The sequence below is a fragment of the Pedobacter frigidisoli genome, from assembly GCF_004331675.1.
In the GTDB taxonomy this organism is placed as follows: Bacteria; Bacteroidota; Bacteroidia; order Sphingobacteriales; family Sphingobacteriaceae; genus Pedobacter; species Pedobacter frigidisoli.
Genome location: NZ_SJSN01000005.1, coordinates 180,805 through 199,332, shown reverse-complemented (window position 1 = coordinate 199,332; position 18,528 = coordinate 180,805). Strand labels below are relative to the sequence as shown.

Genomic DNA, 18,528 nt, shown 5'->3' with positions numbered 1-18,528 from the left:
AAATTTTTTTTAAGAAATATTTTAATGGCGCATAAAGCAGGTTTTGTTAGTATAATAGGTAAACCAAATGTAGGTAAATCTACCCTCATGAATGTGCTTGTAGGCGAGCGACTTAGCATTATAACATCAAAGGCTCAAACCACAAGACACCGCATTTTAGGGATCGTAAATGAAGAAGATTATCAGATCGTTTTCTCTGATACTCCAGGTATAATTAAGCCGAAATATAGCTTGCAAGAGAGTATGATGAGCTTTGTTAACGGATCCTTAACTGATGCTGACTTGCTTTTGTTCGTAACAGACATCAATGAATCTTACGATGAAGACGATGTTTTGGAGAAAATTCTGAACCGAGATATCCCAACAATCGTGTTGATTAATAAGATTGATAATGCAACACAAGAACAGGTTGATGAGAAAATTATTTTTTGGCAAGAGAAGCTAAATCCGGTATCAATACATGCAATTTCTGCGCTTCATAAACACAATGTCGGCGGAATTTTGGATCTTGTGCTAGAAAAGTTGCCCGAACATCCACCATATTATGATAAAGAGGAATATACAGATCGCTCTGAACGTTTCTTCGTTTCTGAAATTGTTCGTGAGAAAATCTTCCTCAATTATCAAAAGGAAATACCTTACAGTACTGAGGTTATTGTAAAGAGCTTTAAAGAAGAAGTACTTAAAAATGGTAAAGGTGAAATGATTAGAATAAGTGCAGAAATTGTGGTAGAACGCGATTCGCAAAAAAATATTCTAATTGGCACTGGTGGTAATATGCTCAAAAAAGTGGGTACCGAAGCCCGTTTGGAAATTGAGAAGTTTTTGGATAAAAAGATTTTCCTAGAACTGTTTGTTAAGGTAATTCCAGACTGGAGAAGTAAAAAGAACTACCTAAAAAGCTTTGGTTACGATAATTAACCGTACCTTTGCAGCCCGAAAGAAATCGGTTAGTAGTTGATAGTCAATGGCTGATAGCCAAATAGTTTAAGCATATTGCTTAACATCCCGACCGTTAACTATAAGCCATTAACTATCAATAAGAAATACCATGAGTAACATTATAGCCATCGTAGGCAGGCCAAACGTAGGCAAAAGCACCCTTTTTAATAGATTAACAGAAAGCCGTAAAGCAATTGTAGATGATATCAGCGGAGTAACCCGCGATAGACATTATGGTGTAGGCGAATGGACGGATAGACAATTCACCATCATTGATACTGGCGGTTATGTAGCCAATTCTGAAGATGTTTACGAAGCCGCAATCCGCGAACAGGTAATGATCGCCATTGAAGAAGCCAGCGTTTTAATCTTTATGGTTGACGTTACCACTGGCATTACCGATTTGGATGATGACATTGCACAAGTTTTACGCAGAAGCAACAAGCCAGTTTATGTTACGGCTAATAAAGTAGATAACACGGCTTTGCATAGCGAAATCCATACGTTTTATGGTTTCGGATTAGGTGAGGTTTTCCCACTATCATCAATGACGGGTTCTGGAACAGGTGAGTTATTGGATGAGATCGTTAAAAACTTTGAGGATATTCCTGAAGAGGAAAATCAATTGCCGAAGATTACCATCGCTGGTCGTCCGAACGTTGGTAAATCATCTTTAGTAAATGCCTTAATTGGTAAGGAGCGTAATATCGTAACTGCAAATGCAGGAACCACTCGCGATTCAATCAAAATTCACTATAACCAGTTCGGTCATGAGTTTATGTTGATCGATACTGCAGGTTTACGTAAGAAAACCAAGGTTAAGGAAAATTTAGAGTTCTATTCTGTTATGCGTACCATTAAGGCTTTGGAAGAAGCTGATGTTGTGGTATTAATGATCGATGCTGTTGAGGGAATCGAAAGTCAGGATATCAACATCTTCCACCTTGCAGAGAAAAACAAAAAAGGTATCGTAATCTTGGTTAACAAGTGGGATTTGATCGAAAAGAATACCCAAACCATGAAAGCTTTTGAAGAGCACATTCACGAACGGATTCGTCCTTTTACTGATGTGCCAATCGTTTTCACTTCAGTGTTGAACAAGCAGCGTATTTTTAAGGCGATTGAGGTTGCTTTAGAGGTTTATCAAAACCGTAGCAAGAAAATTCCAACGTCTAAACTAAACGATATTATGTTGCCGTTGATCGAGAAATTCCCACCGCCAGCATTGAAAGGTAAGCACATTAAGATTAAATACATTACACAAATTAATGCCACTTCGCCAATGTTTGCATTTTTCTGCAACCTGCCACAGTATATAAAAGATCCGTACAAACGCTTCATAGAGAATAAATTAAGAGAGAATTTTGATTTTTCTGGTTCGCCAATCCAAATTTATTTCAGACAGAAATAAGCTTAAATTTTATAAAATAATTAGAAAAGCAGGGCTTGCATTCCATCGGGGAAAGCAGCCCTTTTTTTGTAGTCCTCAAATGATTATTAAAAGGATGCAGATATTCATCGAATGACTAGGGATTGTTGGTTTATACAATATATTTGGTATGATTATTTTGCTACTTGATTATCCATCTGTTAAGGCCTAACCACTCCATCTCCGTTCAACTCTAATCCGGCCTAATAAATTTTTCGGAATATACAGTCCAAGCCGAACCACTAACTTGAATAGAAAAATTTTCAGCCAGCAATTTTTGTTTCTTTTTGTTGTCAAAAAGAAAAAAGCCTGTCCGGCCAGGACAAATAGAAGTCCGTCTTGCGAACCCCTCCCAATTTATCGGGAGGAAAGCAAATCGTAACACTCAGCCTTACATATAATTTATATTGATTTTCATAAAATGAATTAATCCTCAACACGACATTTGATCTAATAATGCTAAGAATAAAAATTATTTCCGCTTCAATCAGGTTCAGATAACTCAAGACTGAAATCCTTATCTTCGCCCATGCAAATTCAAATACAAAATAGCCAGTCAACTGATATCGATGTTATTTTCGAGTTTTACGATATGGCGATTGCTCACCAAAAAAAGGTTTTTAATAAACATTGGCAGGGTTTCAGCAGAGAATTAGTAACCAATGAAATTGCAGAAAATCGCCAATATAAGATCTTGGTTGATGGCGTGGTGGCCTGTGTTTTTGCCGTAACTTTTAATGATAAATTAATCTGGGGAGATCGAGATCACGATTCCATTTATATCCACAGGATTGTAACACATCCAAATTTCCGTGGTTATTCTTTTGTTAAGGAAATTATTAAATGGGCTAAAAAATACGCCTTAGAAAATCATTTAAAATATATCCGCATGGATACTTGGGCTGATAACGAGAAGCTGTTAGCATATTATACCGGCTGCGGCTTTGATTATGTTGGTATGGTAACCCTAAACGAAACTGAGGGTTTGCCTAAACACTACGAGGGAATAAGCTTAAGCTTATTTGAGATTGTAATATAGTTGATTCATCTTTTGGGCTGAGCGGTTAGTTTAGCTTCTTATTATAATCTTCCACATCAACATATCATCAACTTCGCCGACATGGATAAAGTTATTCTTTTCTAAAATAGAGTAAGAGGCAATATTGTCTTTTGCGGTATTGGCGAATATTGATTTTACTTGAGCTTGTTCTTTTGCCCATTCCACAATTCTGCCAACGGCCTCTGTCATAAAACCCTTACCACGAAACTCTTCATAAGTGCCATAACCAATCTCAATTTCTCCATTTGGGTCGGGTTCGCCTACAAAACAAATATCGCCAACCATTCTATTGTCTGGTTTGGAAATAATGGTCCATAAGGTATTGTACAAATAATCTTTATCCTTATCGAAAACGTTGGGGAGAATGGTTTGCTCCAAGGCATCATGTAGGGCAGGGGAGATGTTCTTTTTAGTTGGAAGCAGCTTAAGTTCCTTTTCTAAAGAATGATCATCCTTAATGTATTTCAATAGCTGATCGTGGGTGAGGGGTTTTAATATCAAACGTTCGGTTTCTATCATTTTGATAAATTAGATAGGCGAATATAGATCTTTGGCTCCTAAGACCGAAGTTTTTAAATCAAGCTTTTGTTAACTAAACCTGATGGGAATGGCAGCGGAGCTTTTTGCGAAGCTATAATGCACAGCAGGACGAACACTAAAAAAATCTGCTGTCCTTGCTTTTCTAAAAGTAAGTGAAAATTAGTTATTGCAAATTTACGAGTGCCTGTTTAATAGCGTTGTCTGTTTGGTTTGCGGCTCGGTAATAACCAACATCGCCAAGGTAATAGCGGCAAAGCAAAGCCTTTAAATCGTTTAAGATAACAGCCTTCGAACTGTATAATTGCATCCGATCGATAGCGACATTCTTACGTTGGATGTAACCAATAAAATCTCTAAAATCGGTATCGCCCAAGGCAAACGAATTGATGTTCTGATCTATAAAACTGGCGCTGTAACGATTTGTTAAAACATTGAAAACATAATCTGACAATACTTTTTTGCTCACCAAATTGGCGTAAAACTTATTGTATCCCGAAGTATCTAGCTTCACAAATACATCAGGTTGAATACCTCCGCTGGTTTTAATCCTTTTATTCGGCTGAACATTTACACCCTCATTTTTTTCTATAGAATCTTGAAAAGAGGTATGATCTCCGGTAAGTTCACCATCCATCATCCGTTCATCCAACTCGTGTTTGTAGGCATCGTAGCCTTTTTTATACGATTTTTGGATGCTACGACCCGATGGTGTGTAATATCTAGCAATGGTCAGGTTAAGCGCAGAACCATCATCAAAGGCAAACTGTTCCTGAACCAAGCCCTTTCCAAAAGAACGGCGACCAACTATAATTCCACGACCTAAATCTTGAATGGCGCCTGCAACAATTTCACTGGCCGATGCGGTGTTTTCATTAATCAGTACAGCAAGTTTTCCATTTTGGAAAGCGCCTGTTCCAGTAGAAAAATAATCGGTTCGGGGCTCATGCTTGCCCTGCGTGTAAACGATAAGCTTGTTTTCAGCAAGAAATTGATCTGCCAAGCCTGTGGCGGCAGAAAAATATCCACCTCCATTATCGCGAAGATCGAGAATGAGTTTTTTCATTCCCCTTGCTTTTAAATTGTTGGCTGCTGCAGAAAAATCGCTATCGGTATTGGCGCCAAACTTACTAATGCGAACATAGCCCGTTTCAGCATTTATCATGTAGGCAGCATCAATACTGCTAATGTTTACCTTGCCTCGGGTAACCATTAAACGGCTTTGCGCTTGGGTGCCGTTGTGCATTAAAACTACGCTAACGCCACTGCCTGCCTTACCTCTAAAACGGCCAGTAAGTTGATCCTTCGGTAAATTTCTACCACTAACAACTGCGGTATCTATGCTTAAGATTTTATCGCCCAGTTTTATGCCAGCTTGAGAAGCCGGCCCATCCTTAACTACGCCAGTTACCATCATGGTATCGTTGAGCATGTAATATTCTATCCCAACACCCTCGAAATTGCCTTCCAAATTGTCGGTCATATCTTGCGCATCTGTTGGCGGCAAGTAAACACTATGCGGATCTAATTGATGTAAAACGCTATCGATTGGTAGATTTTCGAGTGAATCTGTATTGATATCATCGACATAATTCTTGTTGATGATGTGTAGAATTTCCGCTAATTTTCCGTCGCTATTGCTGGCTAGTTGCGGACTTCTTTTAACGCCAAAACCTTGGTCTTTGATGAACTTTATGCCCAAAACCATACCCACTATTAAAATCACAGAATAGCTTATTGCAATTAATATATTATTACGGGTATTTTTTTTCATCAGCCTTACTGCAAATTTATGAAAATTAGCGAGTTGGTCTATTTTTTAACGGTAATTTCGTGTCTTTTGTTTCTAATATTTAACATAAATTAACGGGGTAGATGTGCCATTTGAAATTTATGACACATATTTTTGGGTCTTTAGGGTAGTTTTTAGAAAGAATTTACCGAATTTTATCAAAATTAATTTTATGAATAGAGTTACCGAGCAAGATTCTAATTATAACCACATTGATGAAATGTCTGTGTTGGAAGTTCTGCAGGGCATTAACAACGAAGATAAAACTGTTGCCTATGCAGTTGAGAAATCTTTGCCTCAAATAGAAAAATTAACGTCGGCTGTTGCCGAGCGAATGAAAAAAGGCGGTCGTCTTTTTTATATTGGTGCTGGTACAAGTGGCCGTTTGGGCGTTGTGGATGCATCCGAATGTCCGCCAACTTACGGTGTACCTTTTGATTGGGTGGTGGGTATAATTGCCGGTGGCGATACTGCAATTAGAAAAGCGGTAGAATTCGCCGAAGATGATGATGTGCAGGCCTGGAAAGATCTTCAAGAGTTTAACATCAACGAAAAGGATTGCTTAGTGGGTTTGGCCGCGTCTGGTACTACGCCTTATGTGATAGGCGGTTTAAACACGGCTCGCAAACATGGTATTTTAACGGGATGCATAGTTTGCAATACCGGCGGGCCAATTGCTGCTGAGTCTGACTTTCCTGTTGAGGTTGTAGTAGGACCTGAATTTATTACGGGTTCAACGCGTATGAAATCTGGAACTGCTCAAAAATTGGTTTTAAACATGCTGAGTACCACAGTAATGGTTCAATTGGGTCGTGTTGTCGGAAACAAAATGGTGGATATGCAGTTAACCAATAATAAATTGGTAGATCGCGGAACGCAAATGGTGGCCGATGAATTGAACATTGAATATGATGAAGCCGCAAGTTTATTATCACAATACGGAAGTGTGAGAAAAGCTGTAGAGGCAGGGCAACAATAGGGAATGATTGAGTTAGAGAATAATGGGTGAATTTTGAATGAGTGAATGAGAGAATATAGCGATCGTTTAACTACACTCACTCATTCAAAATTTATTTTCGATAGCCAGTAAGCCATTCACTCATTCAAAACTCACCCATTCAAAATTATTTATCGATCGCCAGTAAATCATCCACTAATTTAATATTATGCATGAAATAGAGCCTTATTACCAATGGAGAGATGATTATATCTCGGCAGAAGATGAGCGTTCTCCATTTTACAACACCGAATACTCTGAGCTTTATTTCGATAAGCAGATCTATAACTTCTTATTACACCCTCAATGGGATGAGTTTGGATCGAATACGCTTTACATGAAAGTTTTGTATGCAGATTACGATCGCTGCTATGCCATTATAGAATTTATTGGCGAATGGAACGATGCCATTAATAACGATATCATGTTATTGAAGCGTGATATTTTGGAGTTGATGATGGATGAAGGCATTGATAAATTTATCCTGATAGGAGAAAATGTATTAAACTTTCATGCTTCTGATGATAGTTATTATGAAGAATGGTTTCAAGAAGTGGAAGATGGCTGGATTGTTGGTGTAAACTTTCAGGAACATGTAATTACCGAGTTTAGGGATAATAGCATTGATTATTACATTAACTTTGGTGGTGCTTTTGATAATATGCCCTGGCGAACACTTAAGCCGCTACAGTTCTACAAAAAAGTTGAAGAATTGCTGACAAAAAGATTGAATTAAAATATTATTTTTATACTGTTTAAATACATAAAAATTAAAATGGAACAACAAAATTATAATTATCAAAAGGACAGTGTTTTTGTGCAAGAAGGATCAGTTTCTAAAAAGTTCTTCGCAAATGTCTTTTTATGGATGTTTGTAGCATTGAGCTTATCGACTGTTGCGGCATATCTGTTCGGTACAAATGAACAATTAATGCAATACTTAATGACAATTAATCCTGAAACTGGGAAAGTTGGTATGTCGATATTTGGCTACATAGCCATGTTTGCACCACTTGGCTTGGTCTTGTTAATGGGATTTGGTTTAAGTAAACTTTCATTACCGTCGTTAATAGGCGTATTTGTACTTTATTCTGTGCTAACGGGAATTAGTTTAAGCTTTATTCTCCTTACATATACATCAGGGTCGGTAGTAAGCTGTTTTGCTGGTGCTGCTGGTATTTTCGGTATCATGGCCTTCATGGGGTACACGACAAATATCGATCTAAGCAAATTCGGACCGATCTTAATGGTTGGTGTAATTGGTTTAGTTATCGCAACAGTAATCAATATGTTCATCCAGAGCGAAAGCTTTAGTTTATTTATGGCATACATTGGTATTGCAATATTTACAGCTTTAACAGCTTATGATGTTCAAAAAATTAAGCGTATTGGTGAAGGTATTGAGGCAAGTGGAGAACAGGTTTTGGCTGTAGAGTCTAAAAAGATGGCTATTGTAGCTGCCTTATCATTATACTTGGATTTCTTAAACATCTTCCTTTTCTTACTTCGTATTTTCGGAGGAAAAAAATAATCCTCCAAACAGAACAATATTCTTAAGGCCATGCAGTTTTGCGTGGCCTTTGTAATTTTATTTGGTAGCTAACCGATAAATTTTGGAATTGATGATGCTTTGTTGCATTTTTGTATGCTTATTAAGAAAGACGGAGGGATTAGACCCAACGAAGTCTTAGCAACCTGTGACCACACAAGGTGCTACATTCTATCCCGAATAAATTCGGGACCAGATAAGTTTAGGATTACGATTCACGTACCAACTTTTTGAATAAGCCTTTTTGGAGATGTAAGATGTTTAATGTAAGATGTTTGATGTGTCTTTCCATTTTCCATTTTCCATCCCACATCTAATAACAGAATGAGTATAAGAGAAGAATTAGAGAAACGTATTTTGGTGATTGATGGGGCGATGGGCACCATGATTCAGCGATATACTTTAACGGAGGCCGATTTTAGAGGTGAACGTTTTGCAAACCATCCTTGCGATGTAAAAGGCAACAACGATTTGCTGAATATCACTCGTCCAGATATTATAAAAGCTATACACCTAGAGTATCTAAATGCTGGCGCCGATATTATCGAAACCAATACCTTTAGTACTCAAAGGATTTCCATGGCCGATTACCAGATGGAAGATCTTTCTTACGAGATGAGCTTTGAAGGTGCTCGTGTTGCCAAGGAAGCCGTTAACGAATTTATGGCGGCCAATCCCGATCGGAAATGTTTCGTAGCTGGTGCAATAGGCCCAACCAATCGTACGCTTTCTATGTCGCCAAATGTAAACGACCCAGGTTATAGGGCAGTTTATTTTGATGAACTGGAAACTGCCTATTACGAGCAAGTTCGTGGTTTGGTAGATGGTGGTTCTGATGTGCTATTAATCGAAACCATTTTCGATACCTTAAATGCAAAAGTGGCCATTGTTGCCATCAAAAAATACGAGGAAATTATCGGTCGTAAACTGGAAATTATGATTTCTGGAACCATTACCGATGCCTCAGGCAGAACACTGTCCGGACAAACGGCAGAAGCTTTTTTGAACTCGGTAATGCATGCCAAACCATTGAGTATTGGTTTTAACTGTGCATTAGGTGCAAAAGAAATGCGTCCACATATTGAGGAATTGGCTGCAAAAGCTGGGTGTTATGTTTCAGCTTATCCAAATGCAGGTTTGCCTAATGAATTTGGCGCTTATGATGAACAGCCACATGAAACTGCACATTTGGTTGATGATTTTATTGAATCGGGTTTTGTGAATATCGTAGGTGGTTGTTGTGGTACTACACCAGAGCATATTGGCTGCATTGCTAAGAATGCTAGAAAAGCATCACCAAGAAAAATCCCTAAAATTGAGCCATTCATGCGCTTAAGCGGGTTAGAACCCGTTACCATCACACCAGAAAGCATTTTCGTGAACATCGGCGAAAGAACAAATATTACTGGTTCTCCAAAATTTTCTAAACTGATTTTAGGGGGCGATTACGAAGCTGCCCTTGCCGTTGCCTTGCAACAAGTAGAAGGTGGTGCGCAGGTAATCGATGTGAATATGGATGAAGGAATGCTGGATTCGGAAGCTGCCATGACTAAGTTCTTAAACTTAATTGCTTCTGAGCCGGATATTGCAAAACTGCCCATCATGGTCGATTCATCTAAGTGGTCGGTGATTGAAAATGGTTTGAAATGTTTGCAAGGAAAGGGAATTGTTAACTCCATATCTTTAAAAGAAGGAGAGGATAAATTCCGTGAAAGTGCCCGCAAGATTATGCAATATGGTGCTGCCGTTGTAGTAATGGCTTTTGATGAAAAAGGTCAAGCCGATAACTATGAGCGTAGAAAAGAAATCTGTAAGAGAAGTTACGATATCTTGGTTCATGAGATTGGTTTCCCTGCCGAAGACATTATTTTTGATCCAAATATTTTAACCGTTGCTACAGGACTGGAAGAGCATAATAATTATGCAGTCGATTTTATAAATGCCACAAGGTGGATAAAAGAAAACCTACCTCATGCTAAAGTAAGCGGAGGAGTTTCCAATATTTCGTTCTCTTTTCGAGGAAATAATACGGTTCGGGAAGCGATGCATTCCGCCTTTCTTTACCATGCTATTCAAGCTGGATTAGATATGGGAATCGTAAATGCTGGTATGCTTGAGGTTTATCAAGAGATTCCGCCAGAATTGTTGGAAAGGGTAGAGGATGTTTTGCTTAATCGCCGTGAGGATGCAACCGAGCGTTTGGTTGAATACGCCGATACCATCAAAAGTAAAGGCAAAGAAATTGTTCGTGATGAAGAATGGAGAAAAGGAACGGTTGAGGAAAGATTATCGCATTCGTTAGTAAAAGGAATTGTAGAATATTTAGATGATGATGTGGAAGAAGCTCGTCAGAAATACGCTAGACCAATCCAAGTAATCGAAGGTCCGTTGATGGATGGGATGAACATTGTTGGAGATTTATTTGGTGCAGGAAAAATGTTCCTGCCTCAAGTGGTAAAATCTGCAAGGGTAATGAAAAAGGCTGTTGCTTATTTGTTGCCTTTTATCGAGCAGGAAAAACTAGATAATCCCGATCAAAACCAAAGTTCATCTGCTGGACGAGTTTTAATGGCTACTGTAAAAGGTGATGTTCATGATATTGGAAAGAATATTGTAGGCGTAGTTTTGGCTTGTAATAACTTTGAAATTATAGATATGGGCGTAATGGTTCCTGCGCAGGAAATCATTAAAAAAGCCAAAGAAATAAATGCCGATATTATTGGTTTAAGTGGATTGATTACGCCATCGTTAGATGAAATGGTTCACTTTGCCAAAGAAATGGAGCGTGAGGGTTTTACCATTCCATTGATTATTGGCGGCGCTACAACTTCTCGTATTCATGCTGCGGTTAAGGTTGCGCCAAACTATTCCGGACCAGCAATTCACGTTTTGGATGCGTCGAGAAGTGTTACCGTTTGCAGCACGTTAATGAATCCAGAAACAAAGGATGAGTACGTTGCTGGAATTAGAGCAGAGTACGATAAAGCTCGTGAAGCACATTTAAACAAACGATCTGACAAGCGTTTTAAAACAATAGAGCAGGCTCGTGAAAACAAGTTTAAAATCGATTTTAAAGAGGATCTTCCAGTTCCTGAATTTACCGGAACGAGAGTTTTCGATAATTATCCGTTAGAAGAATTGGTTCCGTACATTGATTGGACACCTTTCTTCCATACTTGGGAACTTCGTGGCAGTTATCCAAAAATATTTGCTGATAAAAATGTTGGCGATGAGGCCAAGAAACTTTTTGATGATGCTCAGGTATTATTAAAACGAATCTTGGATGAAAAATTACTAACTGCGAGAGGCGTAATAGGCTTTTGGCCAGCGAATTCGGTAGGAGACGATATTGTATTGGATGTAAGAGGTAATATGGAAAATGGAAATGAAAAACCATCATCCATTGGCCATCTTCCATCGTCCATTGGCCATCTTCCATCGTCCGTAACCATTCACACCCTCCGCCAGCAGGCAGAAAAAGTTGATGGACAACCTTATTATGCTTTATCAGATTTTATCGCTCCGAAAGAAACAGGAATCCAAGATTATTTTGGTGGATTTGCGGTTACAACTGGAATTGGTGTTGATGAATTGGTTGCCGAGTTTGAAGCGAATTACGACGACTATAATAGCATCATGGTAAAAGCATTAGCGGATAGGTTGGCAGAAGCATTTGCAGAACGTATGCATGAGCGAGTTCGTAAGGAATATTGGGGTTATGCCAAGGAGGAAAATTTAAGTAATCAAGAATTAATTAAGGAAGAATATGCGGGTATTCGTCCGGCGCCAGGTTATCCAGCTTGTCCGGAACATACCGAAAAAGGAACTTTATTCCAATTGCTTGATGCCGAAAATGAGATTGGCTTGCGATTAACCGAAAGTTATGCCATGTATCCAACAGCTGCCGTGAGTGGTTTTTACTTTGCTCATCCAGAATCGAGATATTTCGGATTAGGGAAAATAACCAAAGATCAGATTGAGGATTATGCAGAACGAAAAGCAATGCCAATTGAAGAAGTAGAGCGGTGGTTAGGACCGAATTTGGCTTATTAAAGTTGTTCTGCTTTCTGTCATCCTGAGGAACGAAGGATCTCCAAGCCAAGAACACAAATCATTAATTTACGGAAGTAAGCAACAAAAGAATTACTGCTAAAATGTTAGAGATGCCTCGTGCCTCAGCATGACAGATATAAAATAGGTATGAAAATTACAGACCATATAAAAAACGCAAAGGGTAAAACCTTATTCTCATTCGAACTTTTGCCGCCAATTAAAGGACAAAGTATTCAATGGATTTACGATGCCATTGATCCTTTATTGGAGTTTAATCCACCCTTTATTGATGTAACCTCTTTGAGGGAAGATTATATTTACAAAGAGCAAGAAAATGGATTGTTGCAAAAGGTTTCTTACCGTAAACGCCCGGGAACGATTGCCATTTGCGCTGCCATTATTCATAAATATAATATCGATGCTGTTCCGCATTTAATTTGCGGCGGTTTTACGAAAGAAGAAACAGAAAATGCATTGATCGATTTACAGTTTTTGGGAATTGACAATGTTTTGGCGTTACGTGGCGATGCCCGTGCTGCCGATCATTCTTTCGTACCTACCAAAGGCGGACATTGCTATGCGACGGATTTAATTGAGCATATTAAAAATCACAACGAAGGCAAGTTTTTACACGAGGATATCGAAACCTTTAAAAGTGATTTCTGTATCGGCGTTGCCGGATACCCAGAAAAGCATTTCGAGGCGCCCAACTTAAATGCTGATTTTAAATTTTTGAAAAAGAAAGTAGATATGGGTGCTGAGTTTATTGTAACCCAAATGTTTTTCGATAATCAGAAGTATTTTTATTTCGTTAAAAAGTGCAGAGAAAATGATATCAATGTGCCGATTATACCTGGTTTGAAGCCAATTAGTACGCTTTCGCAACTAAATGTGTTGCCAAAAATCTTTCACATAGATTTGCCAGAGGAATTAACAGATGCTTTATCTTATGCCAAAAGTAACGCCGAAGCAAAGGAAATTGGAACAGCGGCGATGATTAAGCAAGCTAAGGAATTGATGGATTTTGGTGCTCCGGTCTTGCACTTTTATACCATGGGTAGGCCCGGCCAAACAAAGGAAATTGCAAAGGCAATATTTTAATCTACACAAGCATTTACTTTATAAAATCCATTATTCTAGGTTATGAATAACGGATTTTTTTATGCCACCAGAACTTTACATACAAATGAATATTCTTAAACTGAACAACTTATATTTGTAGCTAATGAATATCAAAAGCCCAAAATATCTATTTATTGTAGCTATTGCGCTCACCTTGTTCTTAAAGGTTAGCAATGTGGTATGGTATTTTGGCAATTCATCTGTAGATATTGAAAATGTTGCTACTAACGATGCAACAGAAAAAGAAGAGAAGAAAATCGAGACCGAATGTCTGGTTCATAGTGTTTTTCTTTTTGAGGATAACCTTTATGCATTACAAAGCTGTAAAAAAGTGATTAGTCCTATTCACTTTAGTAAACCAAATTATTTCCCCGAGGTTTTAACACCTCCTCCGTCAGTTTAATACGACTCATTTTTTTCGATTAATTCCCTGTTTTAAGCAGTGGAAAGTAACTCACTATTTCATTAATTTCAAATATCATTATACTATGAAACGAGCAATTTCATTTTCTTTTGCCGTATTTTTAATATCGGCATCTCTAAAAATAAGCGCACAAGAAGTTGCGCAACAAAATGTAAAACCAATTGAAAAGGCTTTGGAGATGGTTTCAAAGCTTCAGCCTGTAACTTTTAATTACGATAAAGCTTGGGCTGAAAAACTGAAACTCCCGTCGACTTCTCAGTATGGATTTGTAGGCGTAGATGCAAAAGCTGCGGTTCCATCAGTGGTGAATGTGCAAGCGAAACAATATCCAGCAGGTAAAAATGCTTTCAGTTCTGCCAACATAACCAAGGTTGATAGCGAAAGCCTAATCCCTTTACTAGTGGGTAGCATAAAAGAGCAGCAACAGCAAATTGATGAGCTCAAAAGAGAAATAAATAGCCTCAAGGCTCAAAATGCGAAATAGTTTTTTTTTAGTTTTTAGTTTGGAGGCTGGGATGAAAATCTCAGCCTTTTTTATTTAATAATATATTTAGTGTAGATTCAAACAAATTAAAATCATTATATGAAAAAAACCGCTCTAATCATCATCCTTTCCCTATCCCTAAATTATCTTCATGCTCAAATTACTTCCATCTCAATGAGTGTGGATGATTTGAAAGATGCGCCATTTAAGTTTAAGGGAACTAGGGCAATGATGGTTGATCGGATAGATGATGCTTCATCGAAAAACATCTTTGTGTTTTCGAAAGTAAAATCTGGTAGTAATCCAGATACTTTATATGCAGAGAAATTCACCAAAATAAATGAGGTATGGAAATTAGTGCAGCAAAACGCCATCACGTACAAAGGTATAATTAGCATTTGGGGTGCTAGAAAGGCTTTCGGCGATGCCGATAAGGATAAACAGGTTGATGCTTTATTCATCTATAGTTTTCACGATACTGATATGAAAAACCAACTATCGGTGAGCCTTTTGTTGATGCATAAAGGGGAAAGTTACACAATAACTGAAACCCCTGACAAGAAAAATACCTTTAGTGCTAATTATGTATCGTTACCCGAGAGCCTAAAAACCTATGTTAAGGAGTATTGGGATAAGCTGGATAAGTGGAAATAATTAAACTATAATTGATTGCGATTCCCTATTGTTATCTAATTATTTTTTAAATTTTTTATCCATTTTAAAATGAAATTCTTGAATAAAGTAGACTGGTGGAGTTTGCTAAAGGAAATTGTTATACCACACGTTGGAACGCTAATTCTTTACCTTATATTATTTTTTATTGTTGGGATTGTTTGTGGGTTGATATATAATTTAATTTTATGGAAGAAACAGTTCTATAAAAGAGCACCAAAATATTACAACTGGGGGGCTAAGCTTTATATTGTAGCCAGCATGGGCGCTTTCATTTATTTTTCCATTCACCTTGCCTTTATTTTTGCAGCAAAAAGCATCATCAAAAAAGAAGAAAACCGAATTGTATCTCAAATTTATGAGCAAGCAGCAGTGATGGCTTTTGAAACACCCGAACTGCGAAATAATTTTATCCGAAAGATTCAAGATGGTACCATCGAAATTCAAGCAGGCACTAAAAATACTGCAGTTGCTTTAAGTAAATATGTGGCATCTAAAAATGTAGGAATCGGCTTTGTTGATAACGGCAAAAACAAACTGGCGTTTTATATTTTCGATAAATATAAAGAAGATATTTACAGTGCAAGCTTATACGGAATGCTGCTTGCGGCGGGAAGAGGACATGTAAAAATCGAGGATTTAAGTTACAATGATTTAAAGGCGCTGGTTGCCACCTTAAATACTTTGGAGCCTAAAAAGATAGAAGAATCTATAAAAATTAGGCTCACAGAAAAAGTAGATGAATTGGTTTCAGCGAAAATAAATGCACTCATTAAAAGCACTTTTTTTTTATTATTTCTGATCCTGTTAATTCCAATAGTGGAGTTTTACATCTACACTTGGTGGTGGAAACGGAAAGTTGAACAAGAATTGGTAGCCGATGATGTTTTAATTATTCCATTAAATCGGGTCGACAAACCTTTGTAGCCCCGATAATTACATTTTTATACGTTTAACCTTTCAGTAAATAATTCTTAAAACCCTCAAAATCTACATTCAATTTGTCTGCGTGTTGTGGTTTGCTTTCCAAAGCTTTTACTTGCTCGGGAATTTTAATTTTAGCCGCAATTTCTTTTGGAAAAATATCAGGGAACTTGCAGGCGTGTGCTGTTGATAAGAAAACGGCTGCACTTTCATCGTCTGGATTTTCTTCTCTAAATTTTTCAATGGCCAAATATGCAATCGCCGTATGTGGACAAGCAACATAATCAAATTTCGAATCGATTTCTTTGATGCCAGCAAGCGTTTCTTCATCATTGAAACGATAAGAAGTAACCACTTTTTTCAATGTATCAACATCGCCATTAAACAAATCCATAATGCGAACCCAATTGCTTGGTGCGCCAACATCCATGGCGTTTGAATAGGTTTGGGTTGATGGTTTGGTTTCGTAAATACCGCTTTCCAGAAAGCGGGGAACCGTATCATTTATATTTGTTGCCGCGATAAACTGTTTAACGGGCAAACCTAATTTATAAGCCAATAAACCTGCACCAATGTTGCCGAAATTTCCACTTGGAACGGAGAAAATTACATCATTTAAACCCTGTTTTTTCAGTTGAGCATAAGTGTTGAAATAATAGAATGTCTGCGGAATTAACCTCGAAATATTAATCGAATTGGCAGAAGTCAGACGGAATTTTGCGTTCAGTTCCTCATCAGCAAAAGCTTGTTTAACTAAAGCCTGGCAATCATCAAATGTACCTTTAACCTGAACTGCTCTGATGTTTTCGGCGTTGGTGGTTAACTGCAATTCCTGTATCGGACTCACTTTTCCCTCCGGATAAAGAATGGTAACTCTTGTATTTGGTACACCTAAGAAACCTAAGGCAACTGCACCACCTGTATCGCCTGATGTGGCTACAAGAACATCTAATAATTGTTCGCCGTCTTTCAGGAAATAAGCCATCACTCTGCTCATAAAACGAGCACCAAAATCTTTAAAGGCCAATGATGGTCCGTGGAAAAGTTCCAAAACAAAAGTGTTATCGTCAAGCTTTACCGCCGGTGCCTCAAAGTTAATGGCATCTTCAATTAATGCTTTTAAATCTTCAGCAGGAATTTCATCTTTTAACAGGGTTGAGGCTATTTTATAAGCAATTTCCGGCAAAGAATATTTTTCGATATTGCCTATAAAATCAGCATCTAATTGAGGAATTTCCACAGGCATGTACAAGCCTTTATCCTGCGGCATGCTGTTAAAAACGGCTTCTTTAAAGGAAACACGTAGGTATTTATTGTTGGTGCTATAAAGTTGCATTGTTAAACTGCTTTATTGTTTAATTGTTTGGATAGTCCAATCTTGATATTCATTTTATCCATGGTCTGTGTCCCCACAGACCATCATGTATTATTTTCGTTCTGTGGGGACACAGAACGAGGAGCTGGTAAGATGTATAGTGTATTTTCACATCTTCCATTTTCAATCTCCCATTATACATATTTACATTACTCTCGGTCCCTCGGCGTTAACCGAAGAAACGTAAGCTTTGCTATTAATATTAATTTTTTGAAGATATAATTGTTGTGCTTTGGTTATTTTCTTAGCCGTTTCCTCATCTTTCGTCAATGCGAAAACTGATGGGCCTGAGCCTGAAATTCCAAAGCCGATGGCGCCGTTTTCCATGGCAATGGTTCTCATTTCTTCAAAGCCCGGAATCAAGATTGAACGTGTCGGTTCTACCAGCACATCTTTCATACTACGGCCAATTAAATCGAAATCGTTCATGAATAACCCGCTAACCAAACCCGCTACATTTCCCCATTGGGTAACAGCATCTTTTAAAAATACCTTGCTGCGAATCATCTGACGGGCATCTTTTGTAGGAACATCAACTTCAGGATAAACAATTGCAGCATACATTCCGGCAGGTGTTGGTAAGGAAATTACATCCAAAGGTTCATAACTTCTCACCAAAACAAAGCCCCCTAAAATCGCCGGAGCAACGTTATCGGCATGACCATACCCACAAGCCAATTCCTCGCCTTTCATGGCAAAGGGAACCAATTCTTTTGCGGTTAATAAATCGCCCATCAGTTTGTTAATGGCAAATAAACCCGCAACCGTACTGGCAGAGCTCGAACCCAAGCCGCTTCCGATAGGCATTTTTTTGTGGAGTTCTATTTCAACGCCAACATCTTCTCTACCAATGTGTTTCAAATAATGTTGAACACTTGCACTCACCGTATTTTTTGCAGCATCTAAAGGCAAACGACCATCATCGCCGGTAATTTTTAATAATCGAACACCAGGCTCGGTTACCAAGCGCATTTCTACCTCATCGCCTGGTTCGTTAACTGCGAAACCCAACACGTCGAAACCACAAACAACGTTGGCAACGGTTGCTGGAGCGAAAACGCGGATAGAATTCAAATCCCCCAAACCCCCAAAGGGGGCTTTTGCCTTTCTAGAGGTAATATCTAGCGTCTCAGCAGGGCTTGAATTGTTATTTATATTTTTTGACATT

16 protein-coding genes and 1 riboswitch are annotated in these 18,528 nt (G+C 38.2%); of the genes, 12 read left to right on the top strand and 4 right to left on the bottom strand.

All coding sequences use genetic code 11. The annotated features are described in order from the left end of the window. The first annotated feature begins 24 nt into the window (after window positions 1–24). From era to EZ449_RS07980, 3 genes are all read left to right on the top strand, one after another. Complete coding sequence (gene era, locus EZ449_RS07990) at window positions 25–921, top strand: GTPase Era (protein WP_131557458.1); 897 nt, start codon at window positions 25–27, stop codon at window positions 919–921. A gap of 130 nt (window positions 922–1,051) precedes the next feature. Further along, window positions 1,052–2,353, top strand: coding sequence for a ribosome biogenesis GTPase Der (der, locus tag EZ449_RS07985; protein ID WP_131557456.1), 1,302 nt, complete (start codon window positions 1,052–1,054; stop codon window positions 2,351–2,353). A 547-nt stretch (window positions 2,354–2,900) separates the two neighbouring features. Continuing rightward, a complete protein-coding gene (locus EZ449_RS07980; protein WP_205942962.1) occupies window positions 2,901–3,410 on the top strand; it encodes a GNAT family N-acetyltransferase in 510 nt (169 codons plus the stop codon). Between the two features lie 30 nt (window positions 3,411–3,440). On the opposite strand, the gene EZ449_RS07975 is transcribed toward EZ449_RS07980, so the two are convergent. Both EZ449_RS07975 and EZ449_RS07970 read right to left on the bottom strand, forming a co-directional pair. Next, the gene (locus tag EZ449_RS07975; protein ID WP_131557454.1) at window positions 3,441–3,950 is read right to left on the bottom strand and encodes a GNAT family N-acetyltransferase; all 510 of its coding nucleotides are present in this window, start codon (window positions 3,948–3,950) and stop codon (window positions 3,441–3,443) included. Between the two features lie 184 nt (window positions 3,951–4,134). Then, on the bottom strand, window positions 4,135–5,742 hold the full coding sequence (locus EZ449_RS07970) for a S41 family peptidase (protein ID WP_131557452.1): 1,608 nt from the start codon (window positions 5,740–5,742) through the stop codon (window positions 4,135–4,137). A 190-nt stretch (window positions 5,743–5,932) separates the two neighbouring features. Between EZ449_RS07970 and murQ the strand changes: the two genes are divergently transcribed. From murQ to EZ449_RS07925, 9 genes are all read left to right on the top strand, one after another. Further along, window positions 5,933–6,739, top strand: coding sequence for an N-acetylmuramic acid 6-phosphate etherase (murQ, locus tag EZ449_RS07965; protein ID WP_131557450.1), 807 nt, complete (start codon window positions 5,933–5,935; stop codon window positions 6,737–6,739). Between the two features lie 187 nt (window positions 6,740–6,926). Continuing rightward, complete coding sequence (locus EZ449_RS07960; RefSeq protein ID WP_131557447.1) at window positions 6,927–7,493, top strand: hypothetical protein; 567 nt, start codon at window positions 6,927–6,929, stop codon at window positions 7,491–7,493. Between the two features lie 39 nt (window positions 7,494–7,532). Continuing rightward, complete coding sequence (locus EZ449_RS07955) at window positions 7,533–8,288, top strand: Bax inhibitor-1/YccA family protein (protein WP_131557445.1); 756 nt, start codon at window positions 7,533–7,535, stop codon at window positions 8,286–8,288. 115 nt (window positions 8,289–8,403) lie between these two features. Continuing rightward, window positions 8,404–8,509: riboswitch (SAM riboswitch) on the top strand. A gap of 121 nt (window positions 8,510–8,630) precedes the next feature. After that, the gene (metH, locus tag EZ449_RS07950; protein WP_131557443.1) at window positions 8,631–12,359 is read left to right on the top strand and encodes a methionine synthase; all 3,729 of its coding nucleotides are present in this window, start codon (window positions 8,631–8,633) and stop codon (window positions 12,357–12,359) included. Window positions 12,360–12,506: 147 nt separating this feature from the next. Beyond that, window positions 12,507–13,460: a methylenetetrahydrofolate reductase gene (locus EZ449_RS07945; RefSeq protein ID WP_131557440.1), complete on the top strand. Its 954-nt coding sequence runs from the start codon at window positions 12,507–12,509 to the stop codon at window positions 13,458–13,460. 124 nt (window positions 13,461–13,584) lie between these two features. Then, window positions 13,585–13,884, top strand: a complete 300-nt coding sequence (locus EZ449_RS07940) for a hypothetical protein (protein ID WP_131557438.1) — start codon at window positions 13,585–13,587, stop codon at window positions 13,882–13,884. Window positions 13,885–13,969: 85 nt separating this feature from the next. After that, complete coding sequence (locus EZ449_RS07935) at window positions 13,970–14,389, top strand: tail fiber domain-containing protein (RefSeq protein WP_131557436.1); 420 nt, start codon at window positions 13,970–13,972, stop codon at window positions 14,387–14,389. A 99-nt stretch (window positions 14,390–14,488) separates the two neighbouring features. Next, entirely contained in the window at window positions 14,489–15,043 is a 555-nt protein-coding gene (locus EZ449_RS07930) for a hypothetical protein (protein WP_131557434.1), read from the top strand. A 78-nt stretch (window positions 15,044–15,121) separates the two neighbouring features. Further along, window positions 15,122–15,988 carry a hypothetical protein gene (locus EZ449_RS07925; RefSeq protein ID WP_131557432.1) on the top strand — a complete coding sequence of 289 codons (867 nt, stop codon included), beginning with the start codon at window positions 15,122–15,124 and terminating at the stop codon, window positions 15,986–15,988. A gap of 25 nt (window positions 15,989–16,013) precedes the next feature. Here the strand turns inward: EZ449_RS07925 and thrC are convergent, their stop codons facing one another. Both thrC and EZ449_RS07915 read right to left on the bottom strand, forming a co-directional pair. Beyond that, window positions 16,014–17,321: a threonine synthase gene (thrC, locus tag EZ449_RS07920; RefSeq protein WP_131557429.1), complete on the bottom strand. Its 1,308-nt coding sequence runs from the start codon at window positions 17,319–17,321 to the stop codon at window positions 16,014–16,016. A gap of 183 nt (window positions 17,322–17,504) precedes the next feature. Continuing rightward, window positions 17,505–18,527, bottom strand: coding sequence for a homoserine kinase (locus EZ449_RS07915; RefSeq protein WP_225872263.1), 1,023 nt, complete (start codon window positions 18,525–18,527; stop codon window positions 17,505–17,507). Window position 18,528: the final 1 nt, after the last annotated feature.

Coding starts and splice junctions, on each gene's coding strand:
- EZ449_RS07960 (WP_131557447.1), top strand. CDS start 6,927: ATGCATGAAATAGAGCCTTATTACCAATGGAGAGATGATTATATCTCG.
- EZ449_RS07975 (WP_131557454.1), bottom strand. CDS start 3,950: ATGATAGAAACCGAACGTTTGATATTAAAACCCCTCACCCACGATCAG.
- EZ449_RS07980 (WP_205942962.1), top strand. CDS start 2,901: ATGCAAATTCAAATACAAAATAGCCAGTCAACTGATATCGATGTTATT.
- era (WP_131557458.1), top strand. CDS start 25: ATGGCGCATAAAGCAGGTTTTGTTAGTATAATAGGTAAACCAAATGTA.
- der (WP_131557456.1), top strand. CDS start 1,052: ATGAGTAACATTATAGCCATCGTAGGCAGGCCAAACGTAGGCAAAAGC.
- EZ449_RS07915 (WP_225872263.1), bottom strand. CDS start 18,527: ATGTCAAAAAATATAAATAACAATTCAAGCCCTGCTGAGACGCTAGAT.
- EZ449_RS07930 (WP_131557434.1), top strand. CDS start 14,489: ATGAAAAAAACCGCTCTAATCATCATCCTTTCCCTATCCCTAAATTAT.
- EZ449_RS07970 (WP_131557452.1), bottom strand. CDS start 5,742: ATGAAAAAAAATACCCGTAATAATATATTAATTGCAATAAGCTATTCT.
- EZ449_RS07955 (WP_131557445.1), top strand. CDS start 7,533: ATGGAACAACAAAATTATAATTATCAAAAGGACAGTGTTTTTGTGCAA.
- thrC (WP_131557429.1), bottom strand. CDS start 17,321: ATGCAACTTTATAGCACCAACAATAAATACCTACGTGTTTCCTTTAAA.
- EZ449_RS07935 (WP_131557436.1), top strand. CDS start 13,970: ATGAAACGAGCAATTTCATTTTCTTTTGCCGTATTTTTAATATCGGCA.
- metH (WP_131557443.1), top strand. CDS start 8,631: ATGAGTATAAGAGAAGAATTAGAGAAACGTATTTTGGTGATTGATGGG.
- murQ (WP_131557450.1), top strand. CDS start 5,933: ATGAATAGAGTTACCGAGCAAGATTCTAATTATAACCACATTGATGAA.
- EZ449_RS07940 (WP_131557438.1), top strand. CDS start 13,585: ATGAATATCAAAAGCCCAAAATATCTATTTATTGTAGCTATTGCGCTC.
- EZ449_RS07945 (WP_131557440.1), top strand. CDS start 12,507: ATGAAAATTACAGACCATATAAAAAACGCAAAGGGTAAAACCTTATTC.